Origin of the sequence: Corallococcus sp. AB049A (assembly GCF_003668885.1) — a bacterium.
Lineage (GTDB): Bacteria > Myxococcota > Myxococcia > Myxococcales > Myxococcaceae > Corallococcus > Corallococcus interemptor.
In genome coordinates this window covers 1-17116 of record NZ_RAWL01000172.1, presented here as the reverse complement: position 1 = coordinate 17116, position 17116 = coordinate 1, and the positions used below count along the sequence as shown (strand labels likewise).

The window sequence follows — 17116 nt, the reverse complement described above, 5'->3', positions numbered from 1 at the left end:
CCCCTGCTCCGGCGGTGACGCTGGTGGTGGGCGGCGACGTGACGGTGGGCTACCACTACGAGGAGTACTTCGACGATCAGGTGGCCAAGGGCAAGACGCGCGAGGAGATGTTCGCGTACGGCTTCCGCGAGGTGATGCCCATCGTGGACTCCGGCGACCTGTTCGTCGTGAACCTGGAGTGCCCGTACACGGACAGCACGGTGAAGCTGCCCAAGAACTTCAACTTCCGGGCGCGCCCGGAGCTGGTGAACGTGCTCACCGCGGGCCGCGTGGGCGTGGTGAGCCTGGCCAACAACCACATGATGGACTACGGCGCGCAGGGGCTGCTGGACACCCTCACCTCCCTGGAGGCCGCGCGCATCCCCTACTTCGGGGCGGGCCGCACCCTGGCGGAGGCGCGCCGCCCGGCCCTCCTCACCGTGGGGGGCCTGAAGGTCGCGTTCCTGGGCTACTTCTTCCTGGGCACGCGCAACATCGAGCCCCGGGAGGTCTACGCCACGGACACCACGCCGGGCGTGGCCGGGCACTTCTCCGACGTGGACGAGATGGAGCGGATGCTGCGCGAGGACATCTCCAGCGCGAAGGCCCAGGCGGACGTCGTATTGCCCTTCTTCCACTGGGGCATCGAGGGCAACACCACCCCGGAGCAGTACCAGGTGCGCCTGGCGCACGCGGCCATCGACGCGGGGGCGGCGGGGGTGCTGGGGAGCCACCCGCACGTGCTCCAGTCCATGGAGCTGTACCGGGGCAGGCCGGTGCTCTACTCGCTGGGCAACTTCGTGTTCGGCGGGAACTGGAACCCCCGGGACAAGCGCAGCGTCCTGTGGCGGGCGCGCTTCGACTCCACGGGTTATCTCTCCAGTGACGTGCTGCCCCTCAGGACCGACCGCTACCCCGAGTTCCCCGTCCAGCCGGTGCCCGTGACGGGTGCCGAGGCCGAAGGGGTGATGACGCTGCTGCGCACCGCGTCGCAGGGGACGCCCGGGCTGGAGCGGATGCTCCCGGCGTTGGAGCCGACGGAGCCGACGGAAGCAGGGGGAGCAGGGAGCCCACCGCCCCCCTCCTCCAATGTGAGAGGGGGGCAGTAGCTTCCGGCACTACTTGTTGTTGCGCTGGCCGCGCTTGAAGCGCGTGCGGCGGCGCTTCAGCTGCGCCTTCCGGGTCTTGGCGCGGTTCTTCAGCTTCTTCTTGGAACGATTCCCCTTCTGTGCGGCCATGTGAAGGACTCCGTGTTGAGCGTGATTCGAGCCGCACCGGGCGGCGACGGGGGCCGTTCTTACATGCCACTGCCCGCACGGCCAAGGTTTTCCTTGACGCCCTCGGGCCTTGCCACGGGGCAGCCAAAGGGGCAAGACGCCCCGGGAACCACGCATGATTGACAAACTGGAAGAGGTCGAGCGCCGTTTCGAGCGGCTCACGGCCGACCTGTCGAACCCCGATATCCTCGCCGACACGGCGAAGCTCCAGAAGGTCTCCAAGGAGCGAGCCGCGCTGGAGCGGCTCGTGGAGACGTTCCGCGGCTACCGCAAGGTGCTGGCGGACCTCAACGAGGTGGAGGCGTGGCTGTCCAGCGCCGACCCCGACGAGAAGGCCTACGCCAAGGAGGCCCTGCCCGGGCTGAAGGCGCAGCGCGAGGAGCTGGAGTCCGCGCTCAAGATCCTCCTGCTGCCCAAGGACCCCAATGACGAGAAGAACGTCATCCTGGAGATCCGCGCGGGCGCGGGCGGCGACGAGGCGGCCCTCTTCGCCGAGGAGGTCATGCAGATGTACCTGCGCTACGCGGACCGCCGGGGCTGGAAGGCGGACATCCTGGACATGAGCGCGGGCAACGCCGGCGGCGTGAAGGACGCCACGGTGACGCTGTCCGGCGACGCGGTGTTCAGCAACCTGAAGTACGAGTCCGGCGTTCACAGAGTGCAGCGCGTGCCGGCCACGGAGACGCAAGGGCGCATCCACACCTCCACCATCACCGTGTCGGTGATGCCGGAGGCGGAGGACGTGGACGTGCAGATCAACCCGGCGGACATCGAGATGCAGGTGATGCGCTCCACGGGCGCCGGCGGCCAGAGCGTCAACACCACGGACTCCGCGGTGCGCCTCATCCACAAGCCGTCCGGCATCGTGGTGAAGTGCCAGCAGGAGAAGAGCCAGGGGAAGAACCGCGCCATGGCCCTGCGCATGCTGCGCGCGAAGCTCTACGACATGGAGCAGGAGCGCATCCGCAACGAGCGCGACTCCATGCGCCGCGGCCAGGTGGGCACGGGCGACCGCAGCGAGAAGATCCGCACCTACAACTTCCCGCAGGACCGGCTCACCGACCACCGCATCGGGCTCACCGTGCACAACCTGCCGGCCATCATGGTGGGCAACGTGGACGAGGTCATCACCGCCTGCCGCACGCACTACCAGGCGGAGGCCCTCAAGGCGCAGACGGGTGGCGGGCGGCCCCCCAGCGAATCATGAGCGACGTCTGGACCATCCGTCGCATCCTCACCTGGACGACGGGGCACTTCGAGAAGCGCGGGGTGGACGCACCCCGGCTCACGACGGAGATCCTGCTGGCGCACGTGCTCAAGACGGGCCGCGTGCGCCTGTACGTGGACCTGGACCGGCCCCTGTCCAAGGACGAGCTGGCCGCCTTCAAGGCGCTCATCGAGCGCAGGATGGCGGGCGAGCCCACCAACTACCTGACGGGCGCGAAGGAGTTCTACAACCGCCCGTTCAAGGTGGACGCGCGCGTGCTCATCCCCCGGCCGGAGACGGAGCTGCTGGTGGAGGCGGTGCTGCACGCGGTGCCCAGGGACGCCCCCAGCCGCGTGCTGGATGTCTGCACGGGCTCCGGCTGCATCGCCATCAGCATCGCGGCGGAGCGGCCGCAGGCGACGGTGGTGGCCACGGACCTGTCGAAGGACGCGTGCGCGCTGGCGCGTGAGAACGCGCAGGCCCTGGGCGTGGCGGACCGCGTGAGCGTGCTGGAGGGAGACCTCTTCTCTCCCCTGCCCCCAGGCGACACGTTCCGGGTGGTGGTGTCCAACCCGCCGTACATCGACTCGGGCGACATCGCCGGGCTGTCCGCCGAGGTGCGGCGCGAGCCCCGGCTGGCGCTGGATGGCGGACCGGATGGCCTTTCGGCGCTCCGGCGGGTCATCCAGGGTGCCCGGCGGGTGCTGGAGCCTGGCGGACTGCTTGCATTGGAGATGGGTGAGACCCAGGGAAGCGCCGTCCTGGAGCTCCTGCGGGCCGCGGGCTACTCGGACGCGCGCGTGGAGAAGGACCTGGAGCGGCGTGAACGCATGGCGTTCGGGACACAGCCCGCGGCCTGACGGCCACGGCATGTGCGGCCCGGCAGCAGCACGGGAAGAGGCACGGCAAAGACATGGACAAGATCGTCATGAAGGGTGGCACCGCGCTGCACGGCGAGGTGGAGGTCTCCGGCGCGAAGAACGCGGCGCTGCCCATCCTGGCCTCCGCGCTGCTGGCGGATGGCACCACCACCTTCCGCAACGTGCCGGACCTGGCGGACGTGGCCACGATGCTGGAGGTGCTGCGCACCATGGGCTGCGAGGCCGCGCGGCTCACCGGCAAGAAGGCGGACACGTGTGAAATCAGCATCGCGGGGACCATCACCCCGGAGGCCCCCTACGAGCTGGTGAAGACCATGCGCGCCAGCGTGCTGGTGCTGGGGCCGCTGGTGGCGCGCCTTGGCCGCGCGCGCGTGTCCATGCCGGGCGGGTGCGCCATTGGCGCGCGCCCCATCGACCAGCACCTGAAGGGCCTGAAGGCGCTGGGCGCGGACATCCACCTGACGGAAGGCTACGTGGAGGCCCGGGCGAAGCAGCTCAAGGGCGGCATGGTGAACTTCGACGTCATCACCGTCACCGGCACGGAGAACGTGATGATGGCGGCGGTGCTCGCGAAGGGCCGCACCGTGATGGAGAACTGCGCGCGCGAGCCGGAGGTGGAGGAGCTGGCGCGGGTCCTCAACAAGATGGGCGCGAAGGTGGAGGGCGCGGGCACGTCCGTCATCACCATCGAGGGCGTGGAGTCGCTGACCCCGGTGGACCACGCCATCCTGCCGGACCGCATCGAGGCGGGCACGCTGCTGGTGGCGGCGGCCATCAGCGGGGGCAACGTGCTGGTGAAGCACGCGCGGCCGGAGCACCTGGACGCGGTGATGGACAAGCTGCGCGAGGCGGGCTGCACGCTCACCGTGGAGGACGGCGGCATCCGCTGCAAGGCGCCCCGGTCCCTGAAGTCAGTGAACATCACCACCACGGAGCACCCGGGCTTCCCCACGGACATGCAGGCGCAGTTGATGGCCCTCATGACGGTGAGCCACGGCACGTCCGTCATCAGCGAGAACATCTTCGAGAACCGCTTCATGCACGTGCCGGAGCTGCACCGGCTGGGCGCGGACATCACCATCCAGGGGCACACGGCGGTGGTGAAGGGCGTGAAGAAGCTCAGCGGGGCGCCGGTGATGGCCACCGACCTGCGCGCCAGCGCGTCGCTCATCCTGGCCGGTCTGGTGGCTGACGGGCAGACGGAGGTCAGCCGCGTCTACCACCTGGACCGTGGGTACGAGCGGCTGGAGCGCAAGCTGAGGGGCCTGGGTGCGGAAATCCGCAGGGTGAAGGAGCGGGCCTGAGCACTGCAGCCCGAGCACCGGCCCGAGCAGCGGCCTGAGCCCCAGGGGGCTGCCTGACGGCACGTTGCCAACAGAAGCGGCTGCACGGGTTGCATCCCAATTTTTGGGCGACTTATCATTCTCCATTCACCGGGAGCCCCGTGTGGGCTCCCCGTTTCAGGAGAACGAGCCGCCCCATGAATTGCCCCGGTTGCAACGCCGACGTCGAAATGACTGATCTCCCGGGAGATCACGACGAGACGTTGCGGAAGTGTGGAGAATGCGGAGGTCTGTGGATCGACGTCTCGGACCTGCGCCGCATCCTCCTCCACAACAACCTGCCCGGTCTGGAGCAGCTGGGGGGCAAGGTCGACGCGGAGGCCCTGACGGGGCAGTGCCCCGACTGCCAGGTGGACTTCGTCCGCATCGACGGTGGTGACCGGAATCACCCCCTGAACTACGACACCTGCGAGTCCTGCGGCGGCATCTTCCTGGAGTCGGAGTTCGCGGACGCCACGGACGCCAAGGCCGCCGAGCAGGAGATCGTCACCTTCTTCCGCAACTTCGACGCGAAGCGGAAGGCCAAGGCCGCCATCTAGGCCCCAGGCTCAGCTCGGCGGGCGCCTGGGGAGCTTCTCCTGGCGCCCTTTGAGTTTCCTCACGGCTGGCTGCGGAAGGCGCTGCCCCACTCCTCGGGGAGCGTCCCGTCCAGCGTCAGCCCGGCGGCCGCCTTCGGCCCCTCGCCCGCGGGGGTCCGCTCGAAGCGCGCCGTCACCTTGCCCTTCTTGGGGATGTCCAGCGTCACCTTGTTGCCGGACACCGTGTAGGTGCCGGAGACGACGGTGGTGGGCTCGGGCGTCTCCAGGGGCTCCAGCGAGAAGCGCCAGGTGCCGTCCACGAAGAAGGAGAGGAAGCGCTCCGGCGCGCCCTCGTGGCCGCCGAACCAGGTGCCCACGAGCGGCGCCACGCGCGCGTCGTACTTGTACCGGGTGGCCAGCATGGGGCCGTTGAGGGGCTTGCCGCCCGAGTAGAGGACGAGGTCGGTGAGGCACACCGGGCCGTCCTCCTTGGTGCCCGGGAAGCGGTCCGCGACCTCCAGGATGAAGCGCGCGCCGAAGAGCGGCTGGGACAGGGGCACGGCCTGCAGGCCGCGCTTGTCCTGCACGGTGACGCTGCGGGACGCGTCCACGCTGGTGAGGGTGAACTTGCGCACGCGGCCGTTGGCCTTGAAGGCGTCCCGGGACGTGCCGTCGCCCGTGTAGACGCGCACCTCGTCCAGGGTGACGGGCTCCTTGAAGCCGATGAAGACGTGAGAGGGCTTCTCCCCTTCCGCGCACCAGGCGGTGGTGTCCCGGCCGTCCAGCAGGTTCAGGGGCACGTAGTGGTCCGGGCGCGCCTCCTTCTCCAGCCAGGCCTCCGCCTGGGCATAGCCGGGCGCGGCGGGCGCGGCGGCGAGGACGGACGGAGACACGAGGAGCAGGGAGGCCAGGGACAGGCGTCGCATGGGGCGCATCTTGGATCGTCCCCACCCCACGGCTCCAGTCCGGTTGTCTGCCTTCCGTCACCACCGGACAGGACCCGGGCCCGGGGGCGCCCGCGGGGCGCGCGGATGAAAGCGGCCCGCCGGGGGTTGGGGGTGCTTGACACCCGGACACGCCCAGGCCGACAAGGCGGACCGACCGAGGAGGAAGACGTGATGCGACGTTGGGGCTGGGTCAGTGTCATGGGGCTGCTGGGGGTGGCCGCGTGCAAGAAGGACATGCCGGCGGAGGTGCCGGACGCGGGCGTGGTGGAGACGGGCCCCGCCGCCCTCATGGAGAAGGAGCCCAACGAGCGGCCCGACCAGGCGCTGGCGATTACTCGCGACAGCGTGGTGACGGGAGGCCTGGCGGCGGAGCCCAACAAGCTGGATGAGGACTGGTACCGGCTGGCTCCCGGCACCGCGCGCATCGCGGACGTGACGGTGACGGGCCTGCCCGGCGGGGACGTGAAGCTGGACGTCTACGACCAGGACCGCAACCGGCTGGTGGGCGTCAACAGCGAGGGCGAGGGCAAGGGAGAGCGCCTTCCCAACCTCTACGTGGAGCAGGAGCGCTGGCTGGTGGTGTCCCCCGCGCGCAAGGGCATGGGCGGGGCGTACACGCTGGAGGTGAAGTACCGCCAGCCCAACGACGGCGAGGAGCGCGAGCCCAACGACCGCGCGGTGGACGCCATCGCGCTGCCCCTGGGGCAGACGGTGACGGCGTTCCTGGGGCACTCGGGGGATGAGGACTGGTACCGGGTGGAGCTGCCCGGCCCCGCCACGCCCGAGGGCGAAGTGCCCGCGGCGCAGGACAGCGGCGCTCCCGCGGCTCCGGCCCCGGGTGCGCCGCCCGCGGCCGTGCCGCCGCCGTCCGTGCCGGACGAAACGCCGGCCGTCGACGACACCGGGGCGCCCTCCCCCGAGGGCACGTTCGGAGGCGGAGAGCCTCCCGCGCCGCCGCCGGAGGGCTCGATGCCCACGGCGCCCGGGGAGCTGGGCGGAGCGATGGCGGCCCAGGCGGTGGACGCGGGTGCGCCGGCGCCCGAGCCCGAGGTGCCGTCGGTGGCGCTGAAGATTGAATTGTCCGCCGTGGAGGGCGTGCGGCCGGAGATTTCCGTGCTGTCCGCCGCGGAGGCGCCGCTCTTCACGCTGCAGGGCAAGGAGGGCGAGCCCCTGGCCCTGCGCAACATCGGCGTGCGGGCCACGGACCGGGTGGTCTACGTGGTGGTGAAGGGCGGCTGGACGGGGACGGGCAAGGCGCAGCGGCGCACGTACAACGCGCAGGTGCCCTACACGCTGACGGTGTCCCAGGAGGAGGCGGGGGCGCACGCGGAGCTGGAGCCCAATGACGAACTGCTCAAGGCCACGCCGCTGACGGGCGCGGGCTTCCGCGAGGGCTTCCTGTCGCCCAAGTCGGACGTGGACAACTACGTGCTGACGACGCGCGAGCCGGTGCTGGCGAAGGTGGAGCTGTCGGGCGTGGACCGGTTGGACCTGACGCTGACCATGGTGGAGCCGCCGCAGGGCGACGGGCAGAAGGAGACGGTGCTGCTCAAGGCCAACGACGGCGCACTCAAGGAGCCGGAGCGGCTGAACAACGTCGCGTGCAACGGCACCTGCTACTTCCGGGTGGAGGGCTCTTTCCGCAAGGTGAACGGCAAGTTCGTGAAGGACTTCGAGAACGCGGAGCAGCCCTACCGCATCAGCGTGACGACGGTGCCGGACGACGGAAGCCAGGAGCGCGAGCCCAACAACACCGCCGACCGCGCGCAGGACCTGACGTTGGGCAAGGCGGTGCGAGGCACGGTGTACCCGGCGAAGGACGTGGACTTCTTCCGGGTGGACCTGTCCGACCGGCCGGTGCGCACGGCCATCACCGCGACGCTGCTGGGCATCCTGAAGGTGGACGTGGGGCTGTACCTGCACCGCGTGCAGCCGGACGGGAAGCTGACGCTCGTGCAGACGTCCGACCGCGCCAAGGGCGACCAGCCGGAGACCATCCGCTACAGCGCGGAGCCGGGCGTGTACGTGTTCGAGGTCCGCGACGCGAAGAACCGCGAGGCGAACTTCCAGGACTCGTACCAGCTGACCGTCGAGGAGGGGGAGTAGCGCCGCACCCTCCAATGGCTGGCATCACGGCCCCTTGCCGCCGTGATGCCAGCTGTTGTTAGGCTTGCCATTACAAGCCAACCAGGAGGTCGTGTTGACGGCGGTCGTACCCGAGAAGTCCAGGATTGCCATCCTCGGTTCGTCGGACACTCAGGCGCACCTGACCCGCATCATCACCGAGGCAGAGCGACATCTCGTCCTGGTCAGTCCCTACGTGCGGTTCGACAAGCTCCGGCTCCTGGCGCGCCATATTCACGGCGCACTGGCGAAGCGCGTGGAGGTGACGCTGGTCCTGCGGGACAGGGACTTCAGCACCGGCAAGGAAGACCCGCTGGACTCGGACGCACTCACGCAGCTGCGCCAGGCCGGCCTGAAGGTCCTCCTCCTGAAGGACCTTCACGCGAAGGTCTACATTTCGGAGAAGAACGCCCTACTCACGTCGCTCAATCTCCTGGAGTCCTCTTTCAACAACAGCATCGAGATTGGTACGTGGCTCACTGCGGGCACCGCTGAGTACGCCGCGGTGGATGACTTCCTGAAGCGCGAAGTCCATCTGACGGCCCAGGCCGTGCCCCCGCTCTCAGCTCCCGCCGCGAAGACGCCCGAGCCACCGGCTCCCAAGCGCGAGCCTCGTCCCACGCCAGCCCGGGAGACCAGGGCCCCGTTGCAGGTGGTCATTGATGACGGGCCCGACACGGGTCACTGCATCCGCTGCCGCGATGAGCTCGAGTTCAACATGGAGCGTCCACTCTGCCGTAGCTGCTTCAACTCGTGGAAGAAGTACGAGGACAAGAACTACCCCGAGAAGTACTGCCATGACTGCGGCGAGCCCAAGAAGACGTCGATGGCCAGGCCCCTGTGCCGTCCCTGTTTCGACGCCCTGCCGCCTGCCAGCGACGACGACAACATCCCGTTCTAGGTCCTGGCCATGAAGATGCTCTGGTGTTGGCGCTACCGGCAGGAGATGCCGATGCTGGACGAGGCGGAGTTCGAGGAGGTTTCGAGCCTCTACCGTGCCGCGTTCCGTTCGGAGAAGCCGAAGGAGCCCTCCCTGGAGGCCCCCTTCGCACCCGTCAGCCAGGCCTACGAGCGGCTGACGGGCTACGCCGGCTGCCATCCGAACGCGGTGATGCACCACCGCATCGCCTGGTACGGCCCGCCGTGCACGGCCTGCGGCAAACCCCTGCGGCCCCCCGAGGCCCGGTACTGCGCCGCATGCGGAAAGGTTCGCCACGAACAGGGCGTTTCTTCCCGTTGACAAGGCCGGGCCCCGCCCCTACTTTGGGCCCCGTTTCGCGCGTCACCTGCGGTGGTAGCTCAGTTGGTAGAGCACGAGCTTCCCAAGCTCGGGGTCGAGGGTTCGAATCCCTTCCGCCGCTCTGAAGAGACACGGGCCGGTGGTTCCTTCCTGGAACCACCGGCCTTCGTGTTTCCGGACCTCGCGCCTTCATCTCCGCATGCACGCGCGGAGCGCCGTACGTGCCTCGGCGGTCCTGGTGGATGGACAACACCTCGATTCTGAACGCCCGGTCGCTCCTCACATCTCCGGTGTCCACGGAACCGGGCTACTCCCAGAAGTCCCCGCCGTGCGCTTCTGAGTCCGCGGATCCAGAGCATCAGAATGGGTAACGCTGACACGGGGACCAATTGATGTGGATGCTCCATTGGCCTGTGCTTCAGGGGCCTGAGAGGCTCCGGAAGCGATGGGTGGCTGCCCTAGGATGCGGCCCCCAAATTCCGCCGGTTTCCCTCAGGATCAAGAGACGCGCGTCCCAGTGCCCAGCTGAGTCAGCAACTTCGCCCGCAGTTCCTCGATGGTGAGCGTGATCCCGCGCCTTCTGTGAACCATGCAGTGGCAGTTCGCGCAGAGAGGCCTGAGCTCCTTCGTGGGGTCTGTGGCGCGCTCTCCGTCAGCGATGGGCAGGAGGTGGTGAACCTCGATGAAGCCCGCTCCCCATTCGCCATAGGTATCACCGAAGGAAAACCCGCAGACCACGCAGCGAGCTCCGTGCACCCTGATCGCAGCGGCTCGGAGCGAAGGGTCCCTCTCCGCTACCTTCGAGAGGCGGACACGCACTCGGCCCTCAGTGCGAGAGAGGACCGTCACAGGCTCGTACCAATCGGGTGCGTCCGGCACCATTACGCCCGCGCTGCCCCTCGATAGGAACTCCTCGATTTGTTCGAGAGGGACGTTCAGCCCCGAGAAGAACAGTCGAATCTGCCGAATTCCGTTGCTCTCTTGCGCGCGCGAGAGGTGTTTCCGCACCTTGTTGGCATCGGCAATCCGCAGGTCCATTGGGGGCACATCAAGCACCCGATGCTCGCGGCCGGTTTCCAAGTGCACCTCATCAAGCCGAGCCCCCCCGGAACCCAAGCGACCGATGAGAACCTCCAACCCAAGGTGGTAGTCCGGATTGCGCGCGCCAGGCAGGTCGGATTTCCCACCCCGGCTGTAGAACAGGATCGTTGTTTTCCCGTCGCGCAACTGGAAGTTGAAAGTTGCTTTGAGTGGCGTGCCGTCGTCTTCAAAGACTTGGGCACGGTAAGCAGACGTGGAGCTTTGGCTCATGCGCGCAGATTACCCAGACCGGCCCCGCTGCGGCGTCCCCCAGTAGGGCGGAAGGACCAGTGGCGGGGGCAGGTGCGGGAGGCTTCAATACGTCCTGAGGCTGTCCCTTGGAGCGTGGAACCCGTTGCGTACAGAGGCACTGGCGGCCTCCCCCTCATTCCTACTTCAGGCTGCTTCCACCACGTTTAAGCAGCCTGTGCAGGTCCCTCTGGGGCTTCACTTACCTTTGCCCAAACTCGCCAGTTTTGGCGAGGAGCGCAGGAAGAAGAGGAGATACGGGTCGACGATCGTCAACGTCTCGACGCTCGCATTCTCGTCCCACTCGATAATGCGTTGAGCCGGGTAAGCATTAAGAGCGATCGTGCTGATCTGCTTACACGCCTCGGCGTAGCTGCTACCAACTGGAGTTGTCCCGCCCGCACAGACACTCTCAATGCGCTTGCTGATCTCGGCCCACGGAAAATCCATCCGTGGAGGGTCTGCAGCAAGCGCCAGCAGCACGGCCCTGTAGACGTCGCCTTTCGATTCGTCCTTGAATATGAACTCCTTCCTCTCGGTGCCGCGCGTCTTCGGCCCTTGATGCATTTGCCCAACGAGAGAGCTGTAGTCGCACACTGTCGAGGTGGCCAGGAGGATACGGCGCTGCAAACCAGTGTTGAGTGTCAGCGACTCCTGCTTCGCTTGCTCCTCCTCAGTACCGGTGATGAAGCAGGTTTGGAGGCAAAGCGATTGCATGATCTGCGGTGACCCGCAGGCCTCGGTAGCAAAGAACACCGCGTCGGCATCGGTGATCGTCATGTTCAGTTTCTTAAAGCCGACGCGCGCGATTTCAGATAGCTGGTCCGGCCCCCAGAAAGCAGTGTCGATGTTTGCCGTGCGCCCCCTCAACTCCGGATTTGACCGGACAACGTCATCAGCCCGATGCGGAACCGACGCAACACAGATCCGCACGCCACGTTCGGCCGCTGCCTTGATCTGCTGGGCAGCTGAGACCTGCACGCCTCGATCCATGTAGTGAAAGTCATCGACAAAGATGACGAACGCACTGCCAGCAATCTCCTTCTCAACTTGTGCCAGTCCCCGGCGCTGTAACGTCGCAGAGGCCGTCTCCGTCTTAGCCTTGGCGTATTGGTACGCAGCCTCACCTGACGCCTCAGTTAGGAACGGAATCCCTGCTTTGCCGCCGCCTTTGACCGAGGATTGATGAGTCGAGGTTGCCCCCGCCTGTGCGACCTCGCTGTGTGGGACCTCCATCCAGTCGAGGACGAGATTCCAGAGGTCCTCCGGCTCCTTGATCATCGCGCCAGAGATTTGGATCAGGTTGTCCTTGCCCACGACCTTCTCTACGAGCACGGTTTTCCCAGACTTGGATGGCCCCGAGAGAGATACCACCTGCTTCGGAGTTGCGAGCGCTCGCCGCAATTGTCCTTCGAGATCCTCGCCTGCACGCTGGATGTAGGTGTGAACGGGGAAGTCGTTGGGCGTGAAGACGTCGGTTGCTTTCAGAGGCATTGCTTACCTCTCCCCACAGAAGGCCAATTTGCCACGGGAGCATAGAACAGATTGATGCCCTGTTGAGGGGAGTTGGTGCGGCGCGGAGGAGGACGTTGATGCCGGGACGAACAGGGCTGCGTGCACAGACGGTGCGGCCTCCTTGGGGCACGAGCCCGTCGTCCCAGCACGCGACCACGGTACTCGTGCGGTTTGGTGGCCATGGCTGGAGGCGAGTGGCCCGCGCAACAGGGACGGTGCTCGGAAGGTTCCGGTTCCTGATTTAGGGGCGGGAACCGGAAACCAGCAGGTCAGCCCTAGTCTCGGGCGAGGAATGAGGCCACGTCCGATCGCCGGACGCGGATGGCGTTCCTCACCATGACGTGGGGCAGTTCGCCCGCTCGCACAGCCGGTAGACGGTGGCGGTGCAGCTGGCCAACCGCTCCGCCACCTCACGCACGGTGAGCAGGCGCTCCGGCCCGCTCGGCAGCGCGCGGAGCCGCGTAGGAGTCGAGCCTTGCAGCCAGGATGCAGCAAGCCCCTTGCGATTCCCCGCTACCTGCTGGGATGGCTGGACGGACCCCTGCCCCAAATTCCCGACGGTCCCGAGGGTTTGTGAATGGCTGATAACGCCTGGACGATTCGAGGCCGCGCTTCCCAGGCTCTGGGGTCGAGGGTTCGAGTCCCTTCCGCCGCTCTGAAGATACACGGGCCAGTGGTTCCTTCCTGGAACCACCGGCCTTCGTGTTTCCGGGGCCCCGTGCCGCCGGTAGATTCCGGCGCATGTCCAGCCACTTCCAGCCGACCGATAGCGCCCGCGCCAACGAACTGCTCGCCGACCTGCTGGAGACCCCCTTCGAGGACGACGCGGAGGACCTCCACTTCGCGCTGCGCGAAGGCGACCTGGAGCTCGACGGCGACTTCGCGCTGGAGGCCAACGAGGTCCTCATCGTCGTGGGAAACCTGACGGTGAAGGGCTGCCTGTCGGATGCGTTCCAGAACGAGGATGACTGCTCCAAGCTCTACGTGCTGGGCAACCTGCACGCGCGAGACCTGGTCTGCGGCTCGGAGGTCCGGGTGACGGGCAACCTGACCGTGGCGAACGTCCTGTATGCCAATTCGTTCGACCTGGACACGCTGGGCGTGGGCGGACGGCTGAGCGCCAGGGTCTTCATCGAGGAAGGCCATCAGGTGGAGTTCCAGTCGCTCGCGGTCGACACGCTCATCACGGACGACGAGACCTGGCGCGAGGTGGTGCCGGAGGCCGTCGTCGGCGACTTCGCGTCGGTGCTCCCGGCCCACCTGCTCGGACAGGAGGGCCGGTTCATCTTGAGCGAAGCGCTGCACCGGGACCTGCTCACGGGCAGGCCCGTCCTGACACGTTCGGGACGTCTTGACTGAACGGGCATTCAGCCTCACCCTGGGTGGGTGAAGGCCCGTCCCGTCGACAATCCGCCCAACCCCTGGGCCAGCACCGCGGTGGAGTACCTGGACGAGATTCCTCCCGCGCGCCTCGAAGTCTGGGAGGACCACAGCCGCTCCATCATCGCGAGCAACGACAGCCCCGACGTGTGCTTCTCCTGGAGCGTCAACCCGTACCGGGGCTGCCTGCACGCCTGCGCCTACTGCTACGCGCGCCCCACGCACCAGTACCTGGACTTCGGCGCGGGCACCGACTTCGAGACGCGCCTCGTCGTCAAACCCAACGCGCCGGAGCTGTTGCGCGAGGCCTTCGACCGGCCGTCGTGGAAGGGAGAGACGGTCGTCTTCAGCGGCGTCACGGACTGCTACCAGCCCCTGGAGGCCTCGCTGCGGCTCACCCGGCAGTGCCTGGAGGTCTGCGCCGAGTACCGCAACCCCGTGGGCATCGTGACCAAGGGCGTGCTGATTGAGCGCGACCTGGACGTGCTCCAGCGGCTGGCGGCACAGACGCGGCTGTTCGTGAGCATCAGCCTCCCCTTCCACAACGAGGAGCTGGCGCGCGCCATGGAGCCGCTCGTCGCCACGCCCAGGCGCCGGCTGGCCACCATCCGCAAGCTCACGGAGGCCGGCATCGACGTGGCCGTGTCCGTGGCCCCCATCATCCCGGGGCTCAACGATGAGGACATCGCGCGGGTGCTCGCCTCGGCACGTGAGGCCGGCGCCACGCGCGCGCACTACACGCTCTTGCGGCTTCCCGGCCCCGTGCAGGCCGTGTTCGAGGAGCGCCTGCGCGCGAAGCTGCCCCTGCGCGCGGACCGGGTGCTGCACCGCATCCGCGAGACGCGCGGCGGGGAGCTCACCGACAGCCGCTTCAAGCACCGCATGCGCGGCGAAGGGCTCTACGCGCAGACCATCCACCAGCTCTTCGCGACGGCGGCGCGCAAGGTGGGCATGCGCACGTCGTCCGTCACGGAGGCCGCGCCGGACACCTTCCGGCGCCCCGCGCGGCCCTCCACCTCACCCCAGCTGTCGCTCTTCTAGGCGGCGACCGCCGGGCGTCATCTGCGGATGACTTGCAGGATGGACAGCAGGATGACGGCGCCCACCGTGGCCACCAGCAGCGAGTACAGGTTGAAGCCCGTCACGCCGCTGCCGCCGAAGAAGCTGAACACCCAGCCGCCCAACATCGCGCCCACGATGCCGGCGACGATGTTGGCGAACATCCCCATCCGGGCGTTGGTGCCCTTGATGATGCTGGCCAGCCAGCCCGCGATACCGCCCAACACCAGCCACGAACAGATTCCCATGTCGTCCTCCCGGTAGCGCCCGAAGGCCTACCAGACCTCGCAGCGGTTCGCGGCGGGCGCCACCATCGGCGACCCCGCGGGGCAGGAGAAGGCCTGCTGGAACTGCGGCAGGTTCACATCCGGCCCCTTCACGCGCAGGAACGCCGGCGAGTGCGAATCCGTCAGCGCCCGCTGCCTCGCAGCCTCATTACGAATCTTCGAGCACCACGATTGCGCGTGCGCGAGGAAGAACTGCTGCCCCGGGGTGAACCGGTACGAGTTCGCCTTCGCCGCCTGGTCCGGGTGCTTGGCCAGGTAGGCCTCCATGGCCGCGTACGCCAGCTTGAGGCCGCCCAGGTCGGCGACGTTCTCGCCCAGGGTGAGCTTGCCGTTCACCTTCACGTCGTCCACGGCGGTGTACCCGTCGTACTGGTTCTTCACGCAGGCCACGCGCTCACGGAAGGCCTTGTCGGAGGCCGGGGTCCACCACGTGCGCAGGTTGCCGTCCGCGTCGAACTGGCGGCCCTCGTCGTCGAAGCCGTGGGTGATTTCGTGGCCCACCACCATGCCCATGGCGCCGAAGTTCACCGCCGCGGACGCGTCCCGCCCGAAGAACGGCGGCTGGAGGATGCCCGCCGGGAAGACGATCTCGTTGGTGGCCGCGTTGTAGTAGGCGTTCACCGTGGGCGGGGACATGAACCACTCCTGCCGGTCCACCGGCTGGCCCACCTTGCGCAGCTGGCGCGCCTGCTCGAACGCGTCCGCCGCCAGCAGGTTGTCCAGGAACGAGTCGCGCTTCACCGTCAGCCCGTCGTAGCCGCGCCACTGGTCCGGGTAGCCGATCTTGTTGGTGATCTTCTTCACCTTCACCAGCGCCTGGGCCTTCGTCTCCGCGTCCATCCAGGACAGCGTGTCCAGGTTGCGCTCGAAGGACTGCTCAATCTGCTGGACCATGTCCAGGGTGGTGGCCTTGCCGTCCGCGCCGAAGGTGCGCGCGATGAAGGGCTTGGCCAGCGCGTGCGGCAGCGCGTCGTCCGTGGCCTCCACGCACTTCTTCCAGCGCGCCAGGTCCGCCTTGGCGCCGGTGAGCACCGAGGACTCGAAGCGGAAGAACTCGTCGCGCAGCGCCTTGGGCAGCGCCGTCTGCACGTCCTTCACCAGGTGGTAGGAGAGGTACGGCCCCATGTCCGTCGGGCGCTGCTGGCGCACCAGCGCGGACACCTCCGAGAAGAACTTCGGCTCCGTCACGTTGAGCGCTTCACCCGCAGGCAGCCCCACCTCCGCGAAGTAGGTGTCCCACTGGAACGCGGGCGCCAGCTTCTTCAGGCCCTGGCGCTCCAGGCGGTGGTAGACCTTCTCCGGCTCGCGCCGCTCCTCCTTGGGCAGCCGCGCGTTCGCGAGCCGCGTCTCGATGGCCAGGATGCCAATGGCCTTGCGGCTGGCCACGAAGGGCGCGTCCCCCAACAGCTCGAACACCTTCTGCACGTGCGCCTGGTAGGCGTTGCGCGCCTCGCGCATCTTCACGTCGGGCTTGAGGTAGTAGTCGCGGTCCGGCAGGCCCAGGCCCCCGGCGTCCACCACGGCGATGACCTGCGTGGCGTCCTTCTGGTCCTGATCCGACCCCACGCGGAAGAGCGCGTTCACGTCGCGCGCGTGCAGCCACGCCACCGCGCTGGCCACCGCCTGCTGGCTCTTCAGGCCGTTGAGCTTCGCCAGGTACGTGCGCAGCGTGGGCAGCGACTGCTCCAGCTTCGCCTCGTCCATGCACGAGCCGTAGAAGTCCCCCAGCTTCTTGTCCTCGGGGGTGGCCTCGCCCTGCCCTTCCGCGGCCTGGGTGAGGATGTCGCGCAGCACGGTCTGGTTGCGCTCGGCCACCGTTTCAAAGCCGCGGCTCCAGCGCGCGCGCTCGGCGGGGATCTCCGTCGTCTTCAGCCAGCCGCCACAGGCGTACTGGTAGAAGTCGTCACAGGGGTTCACGGACGGGTCCATCACCGCGGCGTCCAGGCCCGGGGGCATGGGGCGCTCGGCCATGGGCACGTTGGCGGGCTCCGGCGCGGGCGCGGGGGTGGCCGGCGCGGTGGCGGCCACGG

15 protein-coding genes and 1 tRNA gene are annotated in these 17116 nt (G+C 67.9%); 11 read left to right on the top strand and 5 right to left on the bottom strand.

Annotation, left to right across the window (positions count from 1 at the left end; translation table 11 throughout):
* From D7X55_RS19525 to D7X55_RS19505, 5 genes are all read left to right on the top strand, one after another.
* On the top strand, positions 1–1088 hold a 1088-nt coding region (locus D7X55_RS19525; RefSeq protein ID WP_147470148.1), incomplete at its 5' end, for a CapA family protein.
* Positions 1089–1371: 283 nt separating this feature from the next.
* Positions 1372–2463 carry a peptide chain release factor 1 gene (gene prfA, locus D7X55_RS19520; protein ID WP_120552648.1) on the top strand — a complete coding sequence of 364 codons (1092 nt, stop codon included), beginning with the start codon at positions 1372–1374 and terminating at the stop codon, positions 2461–2463.
* On the top strand, positions 2457–3323 hold the full coding sequence (gene prmC / locus D7X55_RS19515) for a peptide chain release factor N(5)-glutamine methyltransferase (RefSeq protein WP_120552649.1): 867 nt from the start codon (positions 2457–2459) through the stop codon (positions 3321–3323). The genes prfA and prmC overlap by 7 nt, the downstream gene beginning before the upstream one ends.
* Positions 3324–3376: 53 nt before the next feature.
* Positions 3377–4648: a UDP-N-acetylglucosamine 1-carboxyvinyltransferase gene (gene murA, locus D7X55_RS19510; RefSeq protein ID WP_121723860.1), complete on the top strand. Its 1272-nt coding sequence runs from the start codon at positions 3377–3379 to the stop codon at positions 4646–4648.
* Positions 4649–4824: 176 nt separating this feature from the next.
* Positions 4825–5226: a zf-TFIIB domain-containing protein gene (locus tag D7X55_RS19505; RefSeq protein WP_120552646.1), complete on the top strand. Its 402-nt coding sequence runs from the start codon at positions 4825–4827 to the stop codon at positions 5224–5226.
* 59 nt (positions 5227–5285) lie between these two features.
* Here the strand turns inward: D7X55_RS19505 and D7X55_RS19500 are convergent, their stop codons facing one another.
* Positions 5286–6131: a discoidin domain-containing protein gene (locus D7X55_RS19500; RefSeq protein WP_233609939.1), complete on the bottom strand. Its 846-nt coding sequence runs from the start codon at positions 6129–6131 to the stop codon at positions 5286–5288.
* Positions 6132–6323: 192 nt separating this feature from the next.
* Between D7X55_RS19500 and D7X55_RS19495 the strand changes: the two genes are divergently transcribed.
* The 4 genes from D7X55_RS19495 to D7X55_RS19480 all read left to right on the top strand — a co-directional run bounded on the left by D7X55_RS19495 (position 6324) and on the right by D7X55_RS19480 (position 9637).
* Positions 6324–8258, top strand: coding sequence for an ABC transporter substrate-binding protein (locus tag D7X55_RS19495; RefSeq protein WP_121723858.1), 1935 nt, complete (start codon positions 6324–6326; stop codon positions 8256–8258).
* 94 nt (positions 8259–8352) lie between these two features.
* Entirely contained in the window at positions 8353–9177 is an 825-nt protein-coding gene (locus tag D7X55_RS19490) for a phospholipase D-like domain-containing protein (protein ID WP_158626397.1), read from the top strand.
* A gap of 9 nt (positions 9178–9186) precedes the next feature.
* Entirely contained in the window at positions 9187–9516 is a 330-nt protein-coding gene (locus D7X55_RS19485; protein ID WP_121723856.1) for a hypothetical protein, read from the top strand.
* A 48-nt stretch (positions 9517–9564) separates the two neighbouring features.
* Positions 9565–9637 (top strand) — tRNA-Gly (locus D7X55_RS19480).
* A gap of 377 nt (positions 9638–10014) precedes the next feature.
* Here the strand turns inward: D7X55_RS19480 and D7X55_RS19475 are convergent.
* Together D7X55_RS19475 and D7X55_RS19470 are read right to left on the bottom strand one after the other, a co-directional pair.
* Positions 10015–10827 carry an HNH endonuclease gene (locus D7X55_RS19475; RefSeq protein ID WP_121723855.1) on the bottom strand — a complete coding sequence of 271 codons (813 nt, stop codon included), beginning with the start codon at positions 10825–10827 and terminating at the stop codon, positions 10015–10017.
* A 216-nt stretch (positions 10828–11043) separates the two neighbouring features.
* Positions 11044–12339: a hypothetical protein gene (locus D7X55_RS19470; RefSeq protein WP_147470147.1), complete on the bottom strand. Its 1296-nt coding sequence runs from the start codon at positions 12337–12339 to the stop codon at positions 11044–11046.
* 762 nt (positions 12340–13101) lie between these two features.
* Here D7X55_RS19470 and D7X55_RS19465 point away from each other — a divergent pair.
* Both D7X55_RS19465 and D7X55_RS19460 read left to right on the top strand, forming a co-directional pair.
* Positions 13102–13719, top strand: a complete 618-nt coding sequence (locus tag D7X55_RS19465) for a hypothetical protein (protein ID WP_121723853.1) — start codon at positions 13102–13104, stop codon at positions 13717–13719.
* A gap of 27 nt (positions 13720–13746) precedes the next feature.
* Positions 13747–14781, top strand: a complete 1035-nt coding sequence (locus D7X55_RS19460; RefSeq protein WP_121723852.1) for a PA0069 family radical SAM protein — start codon at positions 13747–13749, stop codon at positions 14779–14781.
* Positions 14782–14798: 17 nt separating this feature from the next.
* On the opposite strand, the gene D7X55_RS19455 is transcribed toward D7X55_RS19460, so the two are convergent.
* Both D7X55_RS19455 and D7X55_RS19450 read right to left on the bottom strand, forming a co-directional pair.
* The gene (locus D7X55_RS19455) at positions 14799–15047 is read right to left on the bottom strand and encodes a GlsB/YeaQ/YmgE family stress response membrane protein (RefSeq protein WP_120552641.1); all 249 of its coding nucleotides are present in this window, start codon (positions 15045–15047) and stop codon (positions 14799–14801) included.
* A gap of 27 nt (positions 15048–15074) precedes the next feature.
* Entirely contained in the window at positions 15075–17114 is a 2040-nt protein-coding gene (locus tag D7X55_RS19450) for a M13 family metallopeptidase (RefSeq protein WP_121723851.1), read from the bottom strand.
* Between the last annotated feature and the right edge of the window lie 2 nt (positions 17115–17116).

Coding starts and splice junctions, on each gene's coding strand:
- D7X55_RS19485 (WP_121723856.1), top strand. CDS start 9,187: ATGAAGATGCTCTGGTGTTGGCGCTACCGGCAGGAGATGCCGATGCTG.
- D7X55_RS19455 (WP_120552641.1), bottom strand. CDS start 15,047: ATGGGAATCTGTTCGTGGCTGGTGTTGGGCGGTATCGCGGGCTGGCTG.
- D7X55_RS19475 (WP_121723855.1), bottom strand. CDS start 10,827: ATGAGCCAAAGCTCCACGTCTGCTTACCGTGCCCAAGTCTTTGAAGAC.
- D7X55_RS19470 (WP_147470147.1), bottom strand. CDS start 12,339: ATGCCTCTGAAAGCAACCGACGTCTTCACGCCCAACGACTTCCCCGTT.
- prfA (WP_120552648.1), top strand. CDS start 1,372: ATGATTGACAAACTGGAAGAGGTCGAGCGCCGTTTCGAGCGGCTCACG.
- D7X55_RS19495 (WP_121723858.1), top strand. CDS start 6,324: ATGCGACGTTGGGGCTGGGTCAGTGTCATGGGGCTGCTGGGGGTGGCC.
- D7X55_RS19500 (WP_233609939.1), bottom strand. CDS start 6,131: ATGCGACGCCTGTCCCTGGCCTCCCTGCTCCTCGTGTCTCCGTCCGTC.
- D7X55_RS19465 (WP_121723853.1), top strand. CDS start 13,102: ATGTCCAGCCACTTCCAGCCGACCGATAGCGCCCGCGCCAACGAACTG.
- murA (WP_121723860.1), top strand. CDS start 3,377: ATGGACAAGATCGTCATGAAGGGTGGCACCGCGCTGCACGGCGAGGTG.
- D7X55_RS19505 (WP_120552646.1), top strand. CDS start 4,825: ATGAATTGCCCCGGTTGCAACGCCGACGTCGAAATGACTGATCTCCCG.